Consider the following 17,348-nt stretch of genomic DNA (forward strand, 5'->3'; position numbering starts at 1 on the left):
GATTTGCCTGCATTCTCACTCACTGAATACACTCTGCCAAATCCCCTCGTAACTTATTAAAATTACATTAATTTCTAATACTCAGTTTGACTTACCTATTGATTAACTAACTTATCCGGAGTGAACATCATGGCTATCTCATTAGAAAACAAAGTTGCCGCCATCACAGGTGCGGCTTCTGGTATTGGACTTGAGTGCGCACGTACCCTACTCAAAGCTGGCGCGAAAGTTGTTTTAATTGACCGTGCCGAAGACCGATTAAATCAGTTAGTTGCCGAACTAGGCGGTAATGCAATTCCACTGGTTGTTGATTTAATGAAGCCAGAACAAGTGGATGGCATGTTAGATGCTATTTTAGCCAAAGCGGGTCGCTTAGATATTTTCCACGCTAACGCCGGTGCTTATATCGGTGGCCCAGTCGCAGAAGGCGACCCAGATGTTTGGGATAAAGTATTAAACCTCAACATCAATGCCGCATTTCGCAGCGTGCGCGCCGTTCTCCCACACTTTATTGAGCAAAAATCAGGGGATGTCCTGTTTACTAGTTCAATCGCAGGGATGGTGCCCGTGATTTGGGAACCTATCTACACCGCATCTAAATTTGCAGTTCAAGCGTTTGTCCATTCAACTCGCCGCCAAGTGTCTCAATACGGTGTTCGCGTTGGTGCTGTATTACCAGGCCCTGTTGTCACTGCATTACTGGATGACTGGCCAAAAGAAAAAATGGAAGAAGCATTAGCTAATGGCAGCTTAATGCAACCTATCGAAGTCGCTGAAGCGGTTCTATTTATGTTAACTCGTCCAAGAAATATCACCATCCGTGATCTTGTGATCCTACCAAACAGCGTTGACCTTTAATTTTTACCGATAACCATAAAGATTGTGGGAGGACATATGAACAGCCCTACGCAAAGTAAAAATGACGACGTCGTCATTGGTATTGATGTCGGTACAGGCAGCGCGCGTGCAGGTATTTTTGATCTGCGTGGCAACATGCTTGCGTCTGTTAAACACGATATTACGCTCTATCGTGATGGTGCCAATTTCGCAGAGCAATCAAGTAACGAAATCTGGAATGCCGTTTGTTATTGTGTGAAACATGCAATGGCAGATGCCAAAATTGATGCAAAACGTGTCGCAGGAATTGGTTTTGATGCGACCTGCTCTCTGGTTGTTTTAGATAAAAACCAGCAACCTATTTCCGTCAGTCCAAGTGAAGATCCTGAACGCAATATTATTGTTTGGATGGATCACCGCGCCACGGAACAAGCTGAGCGCATCAATAGCCTAAAACACCCAGTATTGAATTATGTTGGGGGTAAGATTTCCCCTGAAATGGAAACCCCAAAAATTCTTTGGCTAAAAGAAAATCGTCGCCAAACTTATGATAGTGCGTGGCAATTTTTTGATTTAGCAGACTTCCTAACGTGGAAATCAACGGGTTCTTTAGCTCGTTCTACTTGTACAGTAACCTGTAAATGGACTTACTTGGCACATGAAAAGCGCTGGGACGCTGACTATTTTCGCCAAATTGGTCTCGCAGAGTTAGCAGACGAAAACTTTGCTCGCATTGGTCAGGAAATTGTCGAACCAGGCACACCAAATGGAAGCGGCTTAACCGCCCAAGCTGCTGAACAAATGGGATTGTTAGTTGGGACACCAGTTGCCGCAGGGATGATTGATGCTCATGCTGGTGGAATTGGCACAGTTGGGGTCAATGGTGATGCAACTGCAAATATGGCGTATGTTTTTGGTACCTCTTCCTGCACGATGACCACCACCCAAGAACCCGTGTTTATCCCTGGTGTTTGGGGCCCCTATTATTCAGCAATGGTACCGGGTATGTGGCTCAACGAAGGTGGACAAAGTGCTGCTGGTGCGGCAATTGACCAACTACTTTCTTTACATCCGATGGCTGCACAAGCCAAAGTGATGGCAAAAGAGCAAGGCAAATCATTACCCGTTATGCTGGCGGATAAAGTATTAGAAAAATCAGGTACCCCATCTCAAGCAGTTGAATTAGCTAAAGGTATTCATATTGTTCCTGAGTTTTTAGGCAATAGAGCTCCTTTCGCCGATCCCCACGCGAAAGCCATCATTGCGGGCTTAACCATGGATAACAGCTTTGATAACTTACTTGCATTCTATACCGCCGGTGTTTGCAGTATTGGCTATGGATTACGACAAATCATTGATGCTCAGGCACAATCAGGTGCTGTTATCCAAAATATCGCTATCAGTGGTGGCGCCGGTCAGCACCCGCTGATCCGTCAACTCCTAGCTGATACCTGTGGTGTTCCGGTGATTTCAACTCAAGCGGATGAACCTGTATTATTGGGCTCTGCTATTTTGGGAGCCGTCGCCGGAGATGTTTGCGAGAATGTCGCACAAGCAATGGCTCAATTTGCAAATATTGATTTAACGTATCAACCTAATGAGCAATTTAAATTACATCATCAAACTCGATTTACTTCTTTCCAGCATTTACAACAATGTGCGAGAGAACTAAAAGGTTAATTGGCTAATTTAAATAGCCAACCAAAGGGATAAGTTTTATTTATCCCTTTTTATTATCTTTAATAAAAAATTAAATAACATTAAAACAATGAGCAAATAAGTAATTAACATTTAATTTTAGAAATTAATAATAATAATTATTATAATTAAAATAAAAAATAATATAAATAATCATTAGATACATATGAAATAGACGTACTAACACATGATATAGAACATCGAAAACATGCTCCTTACACGCAGAAAACAAGGGAAAGCTAAGATTTACCAGAGAGATCATCTGATGAGATATTTATTTTCATATTTTTTAATATGATAGAATTTCATTAATAATAATAGGGGTTAAATTATGACTTTCACCCTTCAATATTCTTTCCAAGAAATAAATTGCTAACATAATGATATAATAGAAAATACAATTTTAGGGTTAATTTAAAAACCAAAAACTAAAATTATCCGACTAATTTTGATAAAAGATTTATAGTAACTTGTGTACTATTCAAAAAAACAAAAATAGGACCCATCATGACAAATACACAACTACTGTTGCTGGCAACCAACAACATCAAAGATAATACCGAACTCAGCCATTCTCAAGAGTCCTATGTTTACCAATTTTACTATGAAAACGTCGCCGATAAATTCTCAACAATTAAAGAATTTATGCATGAATTCATTACATTAACTAAACCCGCCTTAGAAAGTGAAGCGGATTTTCACGCATTAAGCTCACGCATCTATGCCGCCATTGAAGAGTACTTAGGGATAGCCCAGGTTCGTTATATCCAGCGTCAAAAATTACTGCTGAAGTAACTCCTTCGAACAAAAACAGACCTCAAATGGAGGTCTGTTGGTTATCCCATTAACTTACTGTTCTTGCAGCTCAAGTTCTGCAATCACTGGCAAATGGTCACTGACTTTTGACCATTGAAAATCTTTACTATCTGTTGGAATTGTCATGGTTTTCACATCCCATACCTGACCTTTATAGGTAAAAATATGGTCGATGTCTATGGCTGGGTTAACAGCAGGCCATGTGCGATAATTTACCCCTTTTTTCTCAACAGGATCCCAAAAATAGCTAATTTCCTGAATAGGTTGCTCTTTAGCGGTTGAGTTGAAATCTCCTGCGAGAATTTTTATAGAGGCGGCAATATTATCAAAGCCTGTCTCTGTATCACCAATCGTCGCATCTAGAATATGGCGAACTTGGTCAATGCGGATGGTAGGATCTTTCTGCCAGTCTAAGTGAGTTCCCATGATAATTATGGGGGAATCAAAGCCAGGCTTTGTAATTTGTGATAATAACACCACCCGTTGCTCTGCTCCGCCAGATGGTAAATTCACGACTTGGGATTTCTCAATTTTATATTTTGATAAAATTCCTACGCCATATTCACCACCATCAAAATCAAGTGCCTTACCAAATGCAAAATCCATTTTGTTCGCTTTGGCAATTTCCTCTAATTGGTTCACTTTCTTACTGCGCGCAGTTTTATTATCAATTTCAGTTAAGACAATAACATCCGCATCAATCTTAGCGATCGCTTTACTCAATTCATCTAAATTAGCGACATCAGCAGCTAGCTCATTTTTACCAATATTATAAGTAGCAACTTTGATCGTTGGTTTATTCGCAGAATACACCTTATTCGGCGTTCCGCCATTTTGCACCATTAAAACTTCAGAACCTGTTGTTGCGGCTGTCGCGCCACACGAAACTAAAATAGCGGCAGATACGAGTGTTTTTATTGATTTCATAATGTACTTATCCCCTGAGTAATAACGATATTCAAGTTAAACAAAGAATCTATCTCCGCATAAAATCCGAACATGCACGATAGATATAATGAGGAAATTAGCACAGAAAGATAAATAAACAGTGACCTCTACGGCATTCTTATTTCGAGATTAAAAATAACTTTTAACCTTTACGTGATTCTGTGACCGGAAACACAATGTAGTGCAACAAATACGGTGATTTCTAGCCACTTTGCCTTGCCTCAAATTTATAAGGGAAGACAATTTCATCCTGAACATCGGCAAAGCTTTCTTCAGTATCCCCTAACCATTTTAAGAGTTTTTTCGCGGTATCCCGCGCCATTTTACTGTAATCAATGCGCACAGATGTTAACGATGGATGAATATGATCGCAATTTTCCGACCCTTCAACGCACACCACAGCCAGCATCTTTGGAATTTTGATTAGCCGCCGCTGACACTCAAACATGACCCCTAAGGCTATCATTTCATGGCTACAAATCACGGCCTCTAATTCTGGTTGACGGGTCAACATTTCGCTAATCGCCTGCCGACCAAAGTCCATGGTCGCCACATAAGGCGTCGTAATGCTTTGCTCAGCACTTAAGTTATGCTTTAACAGAGTGTTATTCCAGCCACTCAGTTGCTGCCCCTGCATTTTGCTATCCATCTGAGCACCAATATAACCAATACGCTGATGGCCTTTTTGCAATAAATAATGCGTTAGGAAACTGACGGCTTCCCCTAAATTATTTTTTATATTGAGTGTAAAACGATGAGCAGGATCCCCTGTCACATTAATAACGGGGATCGGCAAATTATTCAGAGTCCCCAAAGCACTTTCAGAATTCATTGCGCCAAAAATCACCAATGCAGCTGGACTACTTTGCAATAGAGTGAGTAGCACCTCAGACTCTTTTTTATGCTGATAATCGTGACTACCAATCACCACTTGATAATTATTTTTGTTCAAGACTTCTTGTAAAGCTTGCAGAAAAACTGAACTTGCATTGTCTCGTAATGAGGGGATCAACACTGCAATTGTGCGGCTTTGACCTGATGCCAAAATGCCCGCTGCGGAGTTGGGAATATAGCCAAGCTCCTCAACAGCTTCATTGATTTTCTCCCTCAATTTATCCGAGACTAACTCCGGTGTCCGCAAGGCGCGCGATACCGTCATTGAGCCGACCCCCGCATATTTTGCGACGTCTTGTAATGTGACTCTGCCTGTATTCTTTCTTTTTCGGGTTTTCTGCATGAAATTACTTTGTTTCGTCTAAACTTATTATTCAACGACGATAACTTATCACAGCTCCGATTTGTTAATTAACTGCCAAATGCACTAAAAATGATTTTATTAACGATATTTAGCCAAAATGATAGCGCTATCACGAAAATGAATAATTCAGCTAGATAGCGCTACCATAGATCACTACTATTCATTCCATTACTAAAACATCTAATAAAATTTCTTTTTTACCAGGAGCCAAGCCAATGCTAACTACGTTATTAACCCCAAATGTGGTTCAGGTGGTTGACAGCGCCAATGACTGGCGTGATGCGATAAAAATCGCCTGTAATCCCTTAATTAATAATAAGTTCATCGAACCTCGCTATATTGATGCCATCATTCAATCCCACGAAAAAATCGGCCCTTACTATGTATTAGGTCCTGGCATTGCAATGCCACATGCCCGCCCTGAAGACGGAGTTAACCAGTTATCTCTCGGTTTAACGGTCATCAAACAAGGGGTTGAGTTTGGTTCAGAAGGTAACGATCCAATTAAGTTATTGATTGTTCTTGCAGCAACAGACAGCAACAGCCACATAGGCGCGATTGCAAAACTGGCTGAACTTTTTGATAACCAAGAAGATATTGATAGCATCATGCAATCAGAAAACGTAGATGACATCCTTAATATCATCGCTAAATATGAATAATTGAGTCATAGGTAAATATTATGAAAATCACTGTTGTTTGTGGAAATGGTTTAGGTACAAGTCTGATGATGGAAATGAGCATCAAGACAATTTTAAAAGATCTGCAAGTTGCGGCTGATGTTGACCACGTTGACTTAGGCTCTGCAAAAGGCACTGTGAGTGATATTTTTGTCGGTACCACCGATATCGCGGAGCAATTAGTTGCTCAACAAGTTGGCGGCGAAATTGTTGCTCTGGAAAATATGATTGATAAAGTCGCGATGAAAGAACGTCTGAGCGTGGCTTTACAGAAACTCGGCGCGATGTAACCGGAGGCTTCATGGAATTCTTTCGTTTTCTGATGCAAGATGTGCTTTCTGAACCGGCGGTGCTCGTTGGTCTGATTGCACTTATCGGTCTGATTGCCCAAAAGAAACCTGTCACTGAATGCATTAAAGGCACCATCAAAACTATCATGGGTTTTGTGATTTTAGGTGCCGGTGCAGGGTTAGTTGTCAGTTCTTTAGGTGATTTTTCCGCAATTTTCCAACACGCATTTGGTATCAATGGTGTCGTGCCGAACAACGAAGCGATTGTGTCTATTGCACAAAAAAGCTTCGGTCGTGAAATGGCAATGATCATGTTCTTTGCGATGTTAATCAATATATTGATTGCTCGCCTGACCCCATGGAAATTTATCTTCCTGACAGGTCACCATACTTTATTCATGTCTATGATGATTGCGGTTATCTTAGCGACCGCAGGTATGGAAGGAACCATGCTCGTTGCTGTTGGTTCACTGATAGTGGGTTTCTGTATGGTGTTCTTCCCTGCGATCGCACACCCGTACATGAAAAAAGTCACTGGTTCTGATGATGTGGCAATTGGTCACTTCTCCACTATTTCTTATGTGTTAGCGGGTTTTATCGGTAGCAAATTTGGTAATAAAGAACATTCTACTGAAGATATGAATGTGCCAAAAAGCTTACTGTTTCTGCGTGATACGCCAGTAGCGATTTCGTTCACTATGTTCATTATCTTTATCATTACTTGTTTGTTTGCAGGCAGTGATTTTGTTCGTGAAGTGAGCGGTGGTAAAAACTGGTTCATGTTCTCGTTGATGCAATCCATTACTTTCGCAGCGGGTGTTTACATCATTCTGCAAGGTGTGCGCATGGTTATTGCCGAAATCGTTCCTGCATTTAAAGGGATCTCTGACAAACTGGTGCCAAATGCAAAACCTGCATTAGACTGCCCAGTGGTCTTCCCTTACGCGCCGAATGCGGTATTAGTTGGCTTCTTAAGCAGCTTTGCAGCGGGTGTATTAGGCATGTTTGTTCTGTATGCGCTGAACATGACGGTCATTATTCCGGGTGTTGTACCACACTTCTTCGTGGGTGCGGCGGCTGGGGTATTCGGTAACGCAACGGGTGGACGCCGTGGTGCAATCCTTGGTGCCTTTGCTCAAGGTCTGTTAATTACCTTCTTACCGGTATTCTTACTGCCTGTCCTCGGCGACATCGGTATTGCAAATACGACCTTTAGTGATGCTGACTTCGGCGCTATCGGAATTTTATTAGGTATTATTGTTCGATAATCCTTCAACCCTCTGAGCTTATACTCAGAGGGTTTTCCTTCGTTCTGCACTGCCTAACTTACTTTCCCAGCCAAGCACCATCCTTAAATAAGAAATCCTGCAATAAAAGTAAATCATCTGGCGTAACGTGGATCACCCCTTCTCCCGGGATATCAATTTCTGCAATCATAAACAGTGCCAATGTCGTCAAAGATGGCAAAATAACAATGAGCCAATTTTTACCTTTTGTTCCCCGAATGTTATAGCCTATCAAGACATTCGAGCAGACAGCGAAAAATATCAGTAAGAACCAAGCTGCATTCGGGATTTGATGTCGCCAGCTCGCCATAGTTTTTTGTTGAGAAACATATAAATCACCAAATGCCGATAAAACCGAAGAGACCACAGGGTTCGGCGATTCTTGAGCCTGCTTCACACCAATTTCCCAAAGTTGCCCTTGTTTAGTCAGTGATGTCATCCGCCATTGGCTGTTTTCATCACTGACTCCCGATTTAAAAAATTCGATACGCGCTTCAAGATATTGTTGAATAAGCAATGAGGCTTCCGCCCGCTCATCACCACTGAGTAATTGTGCTCGCTGATAGGCATTACCAATCGCAATCGCTTCGTTTTCTTCTGTTTGTTGGCGGTTGTTATAACCATTGATAGAAATCGATAATACAAAGCCAATCAACAGACCCAATAGCGACAAAATCGCCCCTAAAATAATTTTCGCCTCATCATCCGCCAGTTCTTCATGAGCACTGCGGCGTTTAAAAATATATTTCCCAATATAAGCAGAAATAATTAATAAAACGAAGGTGATAATAAATAACAGAATAGAATCAATGGGCGTATCGTTAATTAACTCAGAGAGGTTAAACATGCGTGGCACCAGAAAAATTTATTTGCCGATATATAACACGATCAAATGCGTAATATCTATGTAAATTACCTTTTTGGTGGGTATTTTAGTAATAAGCTTCAGGGCTGTTATCCAATAACGATAACCCTAGTTAAAATAGCATCAATAAATGAATAGTTTCAGAATGTAAGCATTCAATTTAACTTAATGAAAAATATCGCCATATTTTATTTATAGTGAATATGGCGATTTGCAGTATCAGAAGTAGACAGTATTAGAACTAAATTGAATTATAGCTAAGTCGGATTAGCGTTCTTCGTCTCGCAGGGTCAGTACTTCATAACCATCTTTAGTGACCAAAATGGTATGTTCCGACTGCGCTGAAAGCTTTTTATCTCGCGTCACGACCGTCCAACCATCCTTTTTGGTTTTTATTTTCATGCCACCTTGGTTTATCATCGGCTCAATGGTGAATGTCATCCCTTCCTTTAGAACTACACCGCGTCCACGGGTTCCATAATGTAATACTTGCGGGTCTTCATGCATTTTTCGACCAATGCCGTGCCCGCAATATTCGCGAACGACGCTATAACCGTTTGATTCCGCATGATGTTGGATAGCAGAACCAATGTCACCTAACGTCGCTCCCGGTTTTACCTGCTTAATCCCTTCCCACATTGCATTATAGGTGTCTTTCACTAATTTTCGGGCAAGCGGGGAAGCCTCTGGCATCACATACATTTTACTTGAATCAGCAATAAAGCCATTTTTCTCAAGGGTAATATCCACGTTGATAATGTCTTTTGGCTTTAAAATTTCATCGATTTTTGGCACACCATGGCAAACAACTTCATTAATTGATGTATTTAGAACATATTGATAACCATATTGTCCTTTACTGGCAGGGCGCGCTTGAAGTTCATTCACAATATAGCTTTCGACTTTGTCGTTAATTTCCATCGTGGATATTCCGGGAACGATAAACTCATCCAACATTTTAAAAACGCTGGCAAGTAATCGGCCAGATTCTCGCATTAATTCTATCTCTTCAACATTTTTAATCGTGATATTGTCCATTGCGTTTCCTTTTAACTGCCGTTCACGTATTCAGCATTTCGTTAAATAACGTGCTAAAAATCCGACTTAACATAAATTATCTAATGCATATAAATTGGTATGATCATAACGTATCAATTCATCCCATTAAAGCACTCCATTATTGAAAGGCACAAAACGGCATAAAATAAATAAGTGATGATTTGTTAAGCTTCAAGGATTGTCTTAGTTACAGCTAGAGTCATTGCTGCTAGATTATTAAGTAGAAAATTTAAATTTCTTGCGTTATTAATCGGTTATTGAGACTAATTTGAGGGAGCCAATGAAAAAATATTTACTGAGTATTAGTTTAGCCGCCAATGCTGTTTTACTCATTGCACTGTTCTCTGCCGCCGTGATGCTATTTAATTTAAAAGCGAAGGTGGATAACGCAATTCAACAAGTGAAAGACGGTGAATATATTGAGTTGGCCAAAGATAATATATTACCTGACTCTTTAAAAGATCTGTCTAAGATTGATGTCACAGATAAACCTTGTGACTATTTTTATCAGAATGTGGATGTGTTTATCGAATATTTAAAAGATAACCCAGATATTGCAGGCGCAGATATTTATGCCAATCAAATTGCCGCATTAAAACGTAAAATTGAAAAAGCCCCATCCATTTTTCAAGATAAAGCCTGTGAAAAAGGGATTTCTGGGCTTAATTTTATGATTGAAACTATCTCCCCCTCTGAATAACTGAGACTAACCACCCCATTTTCATTGAGGGTGGTTTTACAAATAATACTAGCAGCACGCTAATTACTTTAGTTAACTTCCATCACTTGAATTTGCTCTAACCACTCATAGTCTCCAATGATTGGCCGCCCCTCTAGCCAACGGGATAGCATATCCAACATTAACATCACGCTAACCTGCTGTTTTTCGAATTCTGAGTGATTACGAGGTAAATAATTTACGCTCTGAGCATAACTGCCCGTTGGTGTAGATAGCGCTAGAGATAACACGCCTTCATGATAGTTACCAACCACTAAACCAATCTCACGCTGATTTAGCGACCGACTATTTTTTGCAGTTTGGACTAATGTGGCCAAATCTGAATGCTCTGCCGATTTTTCAATATTCCCTTGAGTAACAGGTACTTTTGCTGCATTCAATGTCCAATAGAGTAAACCCGCGCTGAACTGTTCGTGAGTCACAACCGAAAGCTGTTGTTGTTCAAGCGCTTCCCGTACTAACGCGCCAATACCTTCGGTTCCTTCGAAGACTTTATTATCACCAACACCCGCTTTCACGACTCGCCAAACTTGCTCCATCGCATCGCGTTGACTCGCTGGACCTGTCAATTTTAATTCAATGATTGGCATTGAAGAGCGGTAACCTAACACGCACTCTTTTGGTAATTCAAGTGGGTCAAACTGCCTTGCAAGACTACTTTCACTGCGACCAAAACTGGTTAGACGCAAACAAATTGGTGGCTCCGGCAACGTAAGCTTTTGACGTAAACGAGGAATGATCTGTTCATTAACCATGACTTTAAATTCAGAAGGGACGCCCGGTGTAAAAAAGAACCAGCAATCATTAAGATGCAGCGCAAAACCACAAGCGGTTCCCACAGGATTATCAATAAGTTCAGCATTGGCGGGTAACATGGCCTGCTTACGATTGGTGGCCGGCATTTCACGTCTTCTAGCAGTAAAATAGCTTTCCATTACCGCAATCCACTCAGGATGCTCAACAAGTGGTACGCCCGCAGCGGTTGCAGCCGCTAAGGCACTGAGATCATCACTCGTTGGGCCTAACCCACCATTAACAATAACCACATCTGCATGATGGCTACGTTCGATAAATGTTTCCACTAAGCTATCAAGAGAGTCACCGACTGTTGTACGGCTATGCAGCGGTAATCCTTGCTGGAACAAACAATCCGCTAGCCAAGCCGCATTGGTATCAACAATTTGGCCATGCAGCACTTCATCACCGGTACTTAACATTTCTACAATCAACATCCCTGCGCTCCCTTTTTGAGGCTCACCACGAAAAGCCAATTTGATCATTATTATCCTAGAGCTCAAAAAATAAAACCCCGAGAACCGTTTTACCAGCGCTCGGGGTTTTCAGCGAAATAGATAGTTATCTATTAAACTAATTCTTTCACTTCAAAATTAACTTCGCCGCTTAAGTCTGCTTCGTAATCAACGCCATCTAAGCCAAAGCCGAATAAACGTAAGAATTCTGCTTTGTAGCCTTGATAGTCAGTCAGTGCATTGATGTTGTCGTCGTTAAGCTGTTTCCAGATTTGACGACAAGTTTCTTGCACATCATCACGCAGTTCCCAGTCATCCAGACGCAGACGGTTTTTCTCGTCAGTTTCTGGTGTTTCACCGCTGAATAATTTCGTTGCGAACAGACGTTGAATTTGCTCGATGCAACCTTCATGAATGCCTTGCTCTTTCATGATTTTGAACACGATTGAGATGTAAAGAGGCATGACAGGAATTGCTGAAGACGCTTGAGTGACCACAGATTTCAGTACAGCAACGTGTGCAGAACCGCCTTTCTGTGCCATTTTTTCGTTGATAGCATGCGCTGCGCGATCTAAATCTTCTTTCGCTTTTCCTAATGTACCGTGCCAGTAGATTGGCCAAGTTAAATCAGTACCGATATAGGAGTAAGCAACAGATTGTGCATTGTCAGCCAGAACGCCCGCATCCGCTAATGCGTTCATCCACAATTCCCAATCTTGACCGCCCATCACTTTCACGGTGTCTTCGATTTCTTGCTCGTTGGCAGGTTCAACAACGGCTTCGATCAGCACGTCTTTGTTAGTATCCAGCGCAACAGATTTGTACGGTTCGCCAATTGGTTTTAATGCTGAACGTACAACTTCACCCGTTTCAGGCATTTTACGCACTGGGGAAGCCAGTGAATAAACCACTAAATCGATTTGACCTAAATCTTGTTTAATCAAGTCGATTACCGTTTGACGGCATTCATTGGAGAATGCATCACCGTTGATGCTTTTCGCATACAGACCCGCTTCTTTCGCTGCTTTGTCAAAACCAGCGGCGTTGTACCAGCCTGCGGAACCTGTTTTGCTCTCACTGCCCGGCTTTTCAAAGAAAACACCGATGGTCGCTGCACCGCTGCCAAAAGCCGCATTGATGCGAGAAGCCAGACCATAACCAGTGGATGCACCAATTACCAGAACCTTTTTCGGTCCATTTTTCAGTTCACCACGAGATTTCACATAGGCAATTTGCTCACGAACATGGGCTTCGCAGCCTGCTGGGTGAGCTGTAGTGCAGATAAAACCACGAATTTTAGGTTTGATAATCATAGTAATTTTTCTTGGTAGCTTACAATCGAACACTAATATACCTGATATTCACCTTATACTTAAGATGTATAGGCAAGAAACATAGTGAACAGACCAGTTTATTTAGGATTTTGACTCTTTTCGTGCTGTTCTACTTGAGAAAAAGCGAGCGCTTTCAACCAATCAGCAAGTAATGGTGTAGTTTTTATCGCATCTAACATCGCACGCTCATGCTTCGTTAAGCGGACAACCACAATTTCAGTTTTCATATTAGACATCACCCTCTCCTTTTTCTAAAACGCTGATATTGGCACAGTTCAAGGTGGGATAGGTCTGACTTACTTATTTTTACTTAGTCTTTCGGGATCTTGATAAAAATGGGAGAAAAATGACAAAAAACTGGATTCGCAGAACCCATTGAAAAACGATAATTATTTTTATATTCAAACGCAAAAAAGCCACCCAATGGGTGGCTTTTTCATTTCCTAACTTACTGATAAACTCAGTGAAGTTTTGTATGGTGCCCAGGGCGGGACTTGAACCCGCACAGCCTTACAGCCGAGGGATTTTAAATCCCTTGTGTCTACCGATTTCACCACCTGGGCCAAATTTTTAATACTGCTTTACTGCATATCTAGTTATTAACTTTACTAACTAACTAGTTTAAATCTTTAAAGTAAAATGGACCTATTGGTCCATTCACTGAATATGGTGCCCAGGGCGGGACTTGAACCCGCACAGCCTTACAGCCGAGGGATTTTAAATCCCTTGTGTCTACCGATTTCACCACCTGGGCTAGAATTTGGAGGCGCGTCCCGGAGTCGAACCGAGCTACACGGATTTGCAATCCGGTGCATAACCGCTTTGCTAACGCGCCTTACACCCTAGTCTTTTTCAAGATTTGGAGCGGGAAACGAGACTCGAACTCGCGACCCCGACCTTGGCAAGGTCGTGCTCTACCAACTGAGCTATTCCCGCTTAAGCTTCACTTTTCAGTTTCTGCTCTCAAACTGGCTGATTTACTTATTTATTTTCGTAAACCACGTTGCCGTTCGATGCGTTGCATTCTACTGATTTCACCTATCGAGTCAATACAATTATTGAAATAATTGGATCGTTCGCTGTTTTTTCAATCATTTCGATCACGCTTCGCTCAAATCGCCCCACGCAGCCTTTAAATATTGGAACATTGACCAGAAAGTCAGAATTGCAGCCACATATAAAAGAGCGATAGACAGATGTTCGATCAGCGGATTTGGACGCCATAATAAGCCCACCAGCGACATCATTTGCGCGGTAGTTTTGAACTTACCGATCCAAGAAACTGCCACACTGCTACGTTTACCAATTTCTGCCATCCACTCTCTGAGTGAAGAGATAATGATTTCACGAGCAATCATGGTTGCTGCAGGTAAAGTGACATACCAAACATCGTAACTTTCAGTCACTAAGACTAAAGCGGTTGCAACCATAACCTTGTCGGCAACAGGATCGAGGAAAGCACCAAATTTAGTCGTTTGCTTCCATAGACGCGCTAAAAATCCGTCGAACCAATCCGTTACAGCGGCAATCACGAAGATCAGCGCACAAGCGAAAGGTCCCCAACTGACAGGAAGATAAAATGCTAATACGAAAAACGGTATCAGGATGACACGGAATAAGGTCAACCACGTTGGTATATTTAATTTCATCGCGCTCACTAACTCTTTGTCCAAGACGGATACCTTAGTATGTTGCCCTAAGATACCTACTGTTTCAATGCATTATAAATCTTTTCTGCCAGCGCGTATGAGATCGAGGGCACTTTTGCGATCTCTTCTATGCTCGCATTACGCAAAGGTTGTAACCCCCCCATATACTTCAATAACATTTGGCGACGTTTTGGCCCTACGCCTTCGATAGATTCAAGTGCACTGGTATTTTTCACTTTCGCACGGCGCTGGCGATGCCCCGTAATCGCATGGTTATGCGACTCATCACGAATATGCTGGATGACATGCAATGCCGGCGAATCAGGGGGAAGTGCAAAACCTTCACCTTCGGGTTTTAAAAACAGCGTTTCCAACCCTGCTTTACGGTCGCTACCTTTAGCAACCCCAATTAATAAAGGATGGTTTTTATCCCAATCGACCTCAAGGGAATCAAAGACATCCCGCGCTTGCCCCAGCTGCCCTTTACCACCATCAATAAAGATAATATCGGGAACTTTGCTCTCATCCAGATGTTTACCATAACGGCGAGTTAGCACTTGGTGCATTGCTGCATAGTCATCCCCAGGCGTGATCCCCGTAATATTGTATCGGCGATACTCTGACTTCACGGGACCCGTTTTATCAAACACCACGCAGGAAGCCACGGTTTGCTCGCCCATCGTGTGAGAAATATCGAAACACTCCATGCGGGAAATATTCTCTATATTCACGACTTTTGACAGCGCAGCCATGCGTTGTTGGATCGTCGATTGTTGCGCCAGTTTGGTAGATAGCGCAATAGAAGCATTGGTTCGTGCCAATTTTAAGTAACGGGCACGGGTGCCTCGTGGCTGGCTTTGAATATTAATTTTACGACCCGCAATCCCAGACAATGATTCCGCCAGCAACTCTTTTTCCGTCAATGGGAAATCAATTAATATTTCCCCTGGCAATGTGCGGTTTTCACTACCTTGTAAATAGAACTGCCCTAAGAAGGTTTGAACCACTTCTTCTAATAAAGTCCCCGCCGGAATTTTTGGATAGTAGCTTCGACTGCCCAAAACCTTTCCTTGGCGAATAAATAGAACATGAACGCAAGCCAAACCGGAATCAAATGCGACTCCGATAACGTCGAGGTCATCATCACCGCCTGACACATATTGCTCTTCTGTGACCGCACGCACGGCTTGAATTTGGTCACGAAAACGCGCGGCATCTTCAAAGCGCAGCTCTTGGCTCGCTTTTTCCATGCGCTCGACCAACCCAGTCAAAACTTGCTTATCCTTACCCGTTAAGAACAGACGCACATAGTTGACTTGCTGGTCATATTCTTCATCCGTCACGAGTCCTTTCACGCACGGTCCTAAACAGCGACCAATTTGGTACTGTAAACAAGGTCTTGAACGGTTTCTGTAAACGCTATCTTCACACTGGCGGATGGGAAACAGTTTTTGCATCACCGCCAACGTTTCACGCACCGCATAAGAACTTGGGAACGGACCGAAATATTCCCCTTTCCCGTGTTTCGCGCCACGGTGACTGGAAATTCTGGGATGTGTTTCGCTACTCAGAAAAATATAGGGATAAGATTTATCATCGCGTAGCAAGACGTTATAACGAGGCTGATACAACTTTATATAATTATGTTCTAGCAGTAGCGCCTCAGTTTCGGTATGGGTTACCGTCACATCGATAGAGGCGATATGCTTGACGAGTTGCTCTGTTTTGCGGCTACCGACATTCTCACGGAAATAGCTCGATAACCTTTTTTTTAGATCTTTCGCTTTCCCGACATAAATCACGGTTCCCCCAGCGTCATACATACGATAAACGCCGGGTTGGTTTGTGACTGTTTTTAAGAAAACTTTTGGATCAAACTGTTGTTCCACCCTGATGAACCCTGTTTTGCGGTGATTAAACCATAACCGATTGCTATATGTGTTAATTCTACATCACTACAGATATTAAGTTTACCAAACATTCGATATCGATAGGTATTTACCGTTTTAGGGCTTAAAGATAATGCCTCCGCAATATGCTTAACCGGAAGCCCTCTTGTGATCATGAGCATAATTTCAAGCTCTCTTGCGGAAAGCAATTCATATATATCTAACTGTTCACGTTGATTTAATCTTTGTAAAGCTAGCTGTTGAGCAATGTCAGGAGAGATAATTCGTTGACGCGCATTCACTATCTGCAGAGCCTCAATAAGCTCTTCTTCTGCAATACTGGCGCTCAATATGCCAAAAACGCCAATATCCAACGCTTTCACAACAAACATATCATTATGACGAATATTGAAGATAATGAGCCCAACATCAGGTTGAGTACGGCGGATTGTCGTGAAAGTTTTTAATGAATCAAAATGGCAATGTTCCCGATTAATCAAAATAATATTTGCTTTATTTTGTCGGTTCCACGTGATCACGGGGTCTAAAGAAGGAAACGTTGCGACAACTTTATAGCGAGTATTTCGAGTGAGTATCGCTTCAATACCTCGAATCGAAATATTACTATCATCAATAATTATTATATTAATCAAATACCTCTCCTATTACTTGCAGCCATAATGGGAGGATAATAAATGAAAAAATCAATAAGTCATATCTTCTTTTTAAATCAAAATTTAAAACTATTGT

17 protein-coding genes and 4 tRNA genes are annotated in these 17,348 nt (G+C 41.8%); 7 read left to right on the plus strand and 14 right to left on the minus strand.

The genetic code is table 11. The annotated features are described in order from the left end of the window. Window positions 1–129 precede the first annotated feature (129 nt). From PR799_RS02195 to PR799_RS02205, 3 genes are all read left to right on the plus strand, one after another. Window positions 130–858, plus strand: coding sequence for an SDR family oxidoreductase (locus tag PR799_RS02195; protein WP_154627912.1), 729 nt, complete (start codon window positions 130–132; stop codon window positions 856–858). Between the two features lie 36 nt (window positions 859–894). Continuing rightward, window positions 895–2,517, plus strand: coding sequence for an FGGY-family carbohydrate kinase (locus PR799_RS02200; RefSeq protein ID WP_272521150.1), 1,623 nt, complete (start codon window positions 895–897; stop codon window positions 2,515–2,517). Window positions 2,518–3,042: 525 nt separating this feature from the next. Then, entirely contained in the window at window positions 3,043–3,330 is a 288-nt protein-coding gene (locus PR799_RS02205) for a hypothetical protein (protein ID WP_154628516.1), read from the plus strand. Between the two features lie 54 nt (window positions 3,331–3,384). Here the strand turns inward: PR799_RS02205 and PR799_RS02210 are convergent, their stop codons facing one another. Continuing rightward, complete coding sequence (locus tag PR799_RS02210) at window positions 3,385–4,278, minus strand: endonuclease/exonuclease/phosphatase family protein (RefSeq protein ID WP_272521151.1); 894 nt, start codon at window positions 4,276–4,278, stop codon at window positions 3,385–3,387. Between the two features lie 223 nt (window positions 4,279–4,501). Further along, the gene (locus PR799_RS02215; RefSeq protein WP_154628514.1) at window positions 4,502–5,536 is read right to left on the minus strand and encodes a LacI family DNA-binding transcriptional regulator; all 1,035 of its coding nucleotides are present in this window, start codon (window positions 5,534–5,536) and stop codon (window positions 4,502–4,504) included. 236 nt (window positions 5,537–5,772) lie between these two features. Here PR799_RS02215 and PR799_RS02220 point away from each other — a divergent pair, with 236 nt between their 5' ends. Genes PR799_RS02220 through PR799_RS02230 form a run of 3 tightly spaced genes read left to right on the plus strand, consistent with a single transcriptional unit; the run spans window position 5,773 to window position 7,795 of the window. Then, on the plus strand, window positions 5,773–6,219 hold the full coding sequence (locus tag PR799_RS02220; protein ID WP_036953691.1) for a PTS sugar transporter subunit IIA: 447 nt from the start codon (window positions 5,773–5,775) through the stop codon (window positions 6,217–6,219). A 20-nt stretch (window positions 6,220–6,239) separates the two neighbouring features. Then, complete coding sequence (locus PR799_RS02225) at window positions 6,240–6,527, plus strand: PTS sugar transporter subunit IIB (protein ID WP_006659412.1); 288 nt, start codon at window positions 6,240–6,242, stop codon at window positions 6,525–6,527. Between the two features lie 11 nt (window positions 6,528–6,538). Next, window positions 6,539–7,795 (plus strand): PTS ascorbate transporter subunit IIC, encoded by a 1,257-nt coding sequence (locus PR799_RS02230; protein WP_006659411.1) that lies wholly within the window; start codon window positions 6,539–6,541, stop codon window positions 7,793–7,795. 58 nt (window positions 7,796–7,853) lie between these two features. On the opposite strand, the gene PR799_RS02235 is transcribed toward PR799_RS02230, so the two are convergent. Both PR799_RS02235 and map read right to left on the minus strand, forming a co-directional pair. Continuing rightward, complete coding sequence (locus tag PR799_RS02235) at window positions 7,854–8,660, minus strand: bestrophin-like domain (protein ID WP_272521152.1); 807 nt, start codon at window positions 8,658–8,660, stop codon at window positions 7,854–7,856. A gap of 285 nt (window positions 8,661–8,945) precedes the next feature. Continuing rightward, window positions 8,946–9,716, minus strand: coding sequence for a type I methionyl aminopeptidase (gene map, locus PR799_RS02240; protein WP_154604106.1), 771 nt, complete (start codon window positions 9,714–9,716; stop codon window positions 8,946–8,948). A gap of 301 nt (window positions 9,717–10,017) precedes the next feature. On the opposite strand from map, the gene PR799_RS02245 reads away from it, so the two are divergent. Next, a complete protein-coding gene (locus PR799_RS02245; protein WP_272521153.1) occupies window positions 10,018–10,437 on the plus strand; it encodes a DUF5339 family protein in 420 nt (139 codons plus the stop codon). A gap of 68 nt (window positions 10,438–10,505) precedes the next feature. On the opposite strand, the gene PR799_RS02250 is transcribed toward PR799_RS02245, so the two are convergent. From PR799_RS02250 to PR799_RS02295, 10 genes are all read right to left on the minus strand, one after another. Next, on the minus strand, window positions 10,506–11,708 hold the full coding sequence (locus PR799_RS02250) for a nicotinamide mononucleotide deamidase-related protein YfaY (RefSeq protein WP_272521214.1): 1,203 nt from the start codon (window positions 11,706–11,708) through the stop codon (window positions 10,506–10,508). Between the two features lie 131 nt (window positions 11,709–11,839). Then, on the minus strand, window positions 11,840–13,039 hold the full coding sequence (gene fabV / locus PR799_RS02255; protein ID WP_154604109.1) for an enoyl-ACP reductase FabV: 1,200 nt from the start codon (window positions 13,037–13,039) through the stop codon (window positions 11,840–11,842). A gap of 98 nt (window positions 13,040–13,137) precedes the next feature. After that, on the minus strand, window positions 13,138–13,296 hold the full coding sequence (locus tag PR799_RS02260; protein WP_154604110.1) for an MbeCy: 159 nt from the start codon (window positions 13,294–13,296) through the stop codon (window positions 13,138–13,140). A 240-nt stretch (window positions 13,297–13,536) separates the two neighbouring features. After that, window positions 13,537–13,623: transfer RNA gene (locus PR799_RS02265), tRNA-Leu, on the minus strand. Between the two features lie 104 nt (window positions 13,624–13,727). Beyond that, window positions 13,728–13,814 (minus strand) — tRNA-Leu (locus PR799_RS02270). A gap of 7 nt (window positions 13,815–13,821) precedes the next feature. Further along, window positions 13,822–13,895, minus strand: a tRNA-Cys gene (locus PR799_RS02275). A 25-nt stretch (window positions 13,896–13,920) separates the two neighbouring features. Continuing rightward, window positions 13,921–13,996: transfer RNA gene (locus PR799_RS02280), tRNA-Gly, on the minus strand. A gap of 164 nt (window positions 13,997–14,160) precedes the next feature. Continuing rightward, window positions 14,161–14,709 (minus strand): CDP-diacylglycerol--glycerol-3-phosphate 3-phosphatidyltransferase, encoded by a 549-nt coding sequence (pgsA, locus tag PR799_RS02285; RefSeq protein WP_006657588.1) that lies wholly within the window; start codon window positions 14,707–14,709, stop codon window positions 14,161–14,163. Between the two features lie 56 nt (window positions 14,710–14,765). Beyond that, window positions 14,766–16,598, minus strand: a complete 1,833-nt coding sequence (gene uvrC, locus PR799_RS02290; RefSeq protein WP_211885286.1) for an excinuclease ABC subunit UvrC — start codon at window positions 16,596–16,598, stop codon at window positions 14,766–14,768. Beyond that, window positions 16,565–17,251 carry a LuxR C-terminal-related transcriptional regulator gene (locus tag PR799_RS02295; RefSeq protein ID WP_272521154.1) on the minus strand — a complete coding sequence of 229 codons (687 nt, stop codon included), beginning with the start codon at window positions 17,249–17,251 and terminating at the stop codon, window positions 16,565–16,567. The genes uvrC and PR799_RS02295 overlap by 34 nt, the downstream gene beginning before the upstream one ends. Window positions 17,252–17,348: the final 97 nt, after the last annotated feature.

It is taken from the genome of Providencia sp. PROV202 (genome assembly GCF_028479565.1).
Taxonomy (GTDB): Bacteria; Pseudomonadota; Gammaproteobacteria; order Enterobacterales; family Enterobacteriaceae; genus Providencia; species Providencia zhijiangensis.

What these genes read in the sequence shown, in the direction of transcription:
- fabV (WP_154604109.1), bottom strand. Translation starts at nt 13,039, where the DNA reads ATGATTATCAAACCTAAAATTCGTGGTTTTATCTGCACTACAGCTCAC.
- PR799_RS02235 (WP_272521152.1), bottom strand. Translation starts at nt 8,660, where the DNA reads ATGTTTAACCTCTCTGAGTTAATTAACGATACGCCCATTGATTCTATT.
- PR799_RS02250 (WP_272521214.1), bottom strand. Translation starts at nt 11,708, where the DNA reads ATGTTGATTGTAGAAATGTTAAGTACCGGTGATGAAGTGCTGCATGGC.
- PR799_RS02230 (WP_006659411.1), top strand. Translation starts at nt 6,539, where the DNA reads ATGGAATTCTTTCGTTTTCTGATGCAAGATGTGCTTTCTGAACCGGCG.
- PR799_RS02215 (WP_154628514.1), bottom strand. Translation starts at nt 5,536, where the DNA reads ATGCAGAAAACCCGAAAAAGAAAGAATACAGGCAGAGTCACATTACAA.
- PR799_RS02220 (WP_036953691.1), top strand. Translation starts at nt 5,773, where the DNA reads ATGCTAACTACGTTATTAACCCCAAATGTGGTTCAGGTGGTTGACAGC.
- map (WP_154604106.1), bottom strand. Translation starts at nt 9,716, where the DNA reads ATGGACAATATCACGATTAAAAATGTTGAAGAGATAGAATTAATGCGA.
- pgsA (WP_006657588.1), bottom strand. Translation starts at nt 14,709, where the DNA reads ATGAAATTAAATATACCAACGTGGTTGACCTTATTCCGTGTCATCCTG.
- PR799_RS02205 (WP_154628516.1), top strand. Translation starts at nt 3,043, where the DNA reads ATGACAAATACACAACTACTGTTGCTGGCAACCAACAACATCAAAGAT.
- PR799_RS02210 (WP_272521151.1), bottom strand. Translation starts at nt 4,278, where the DNA reads ATGAAATCAATAAAAACACTCGTATCTGCCGCTATTTTAGTTTCGTGT.
- PR799_RS02225 (WP_006659412.1), top strand. Translation starts at nt 6,240, where the DNA reads ATGAAAATCACTGTTGTTTGTGGAAATGGTTTAGGTACAAGTCTGATG.
- PR799_RS02200 (WP_272521150.1), top strand. Translation starts at nt 895, where the DNA reads ATGAACAGCCCTACGCAAAGTAAAAATGACGACGTCGTCATTGGTATT.
- PR799_RS02245 (WP_272521153.1), top strand. Translation starts at nt 10,018, where the DNA reads ATGAAAAAATATTTACTGAGTATTAGTTTAGCCGCCAATGCTGTTTTA.
- PR799_RS02260 (WP_154604110.1), bottom strand. Translation starts at nt 13,296, where the DNA reads ATGTCTAATATGAAAACTGAAATTGTGGTTGTCCGCTTAACGAAGCAT.
- PR799_RS02195 (WP_154627912.1), top strand. Translation starts at nt 130, where the DNA reads ATGGCTATCTCATTAGAAAACAAAGTTGCCGCCATCACAGGTGCGGCT.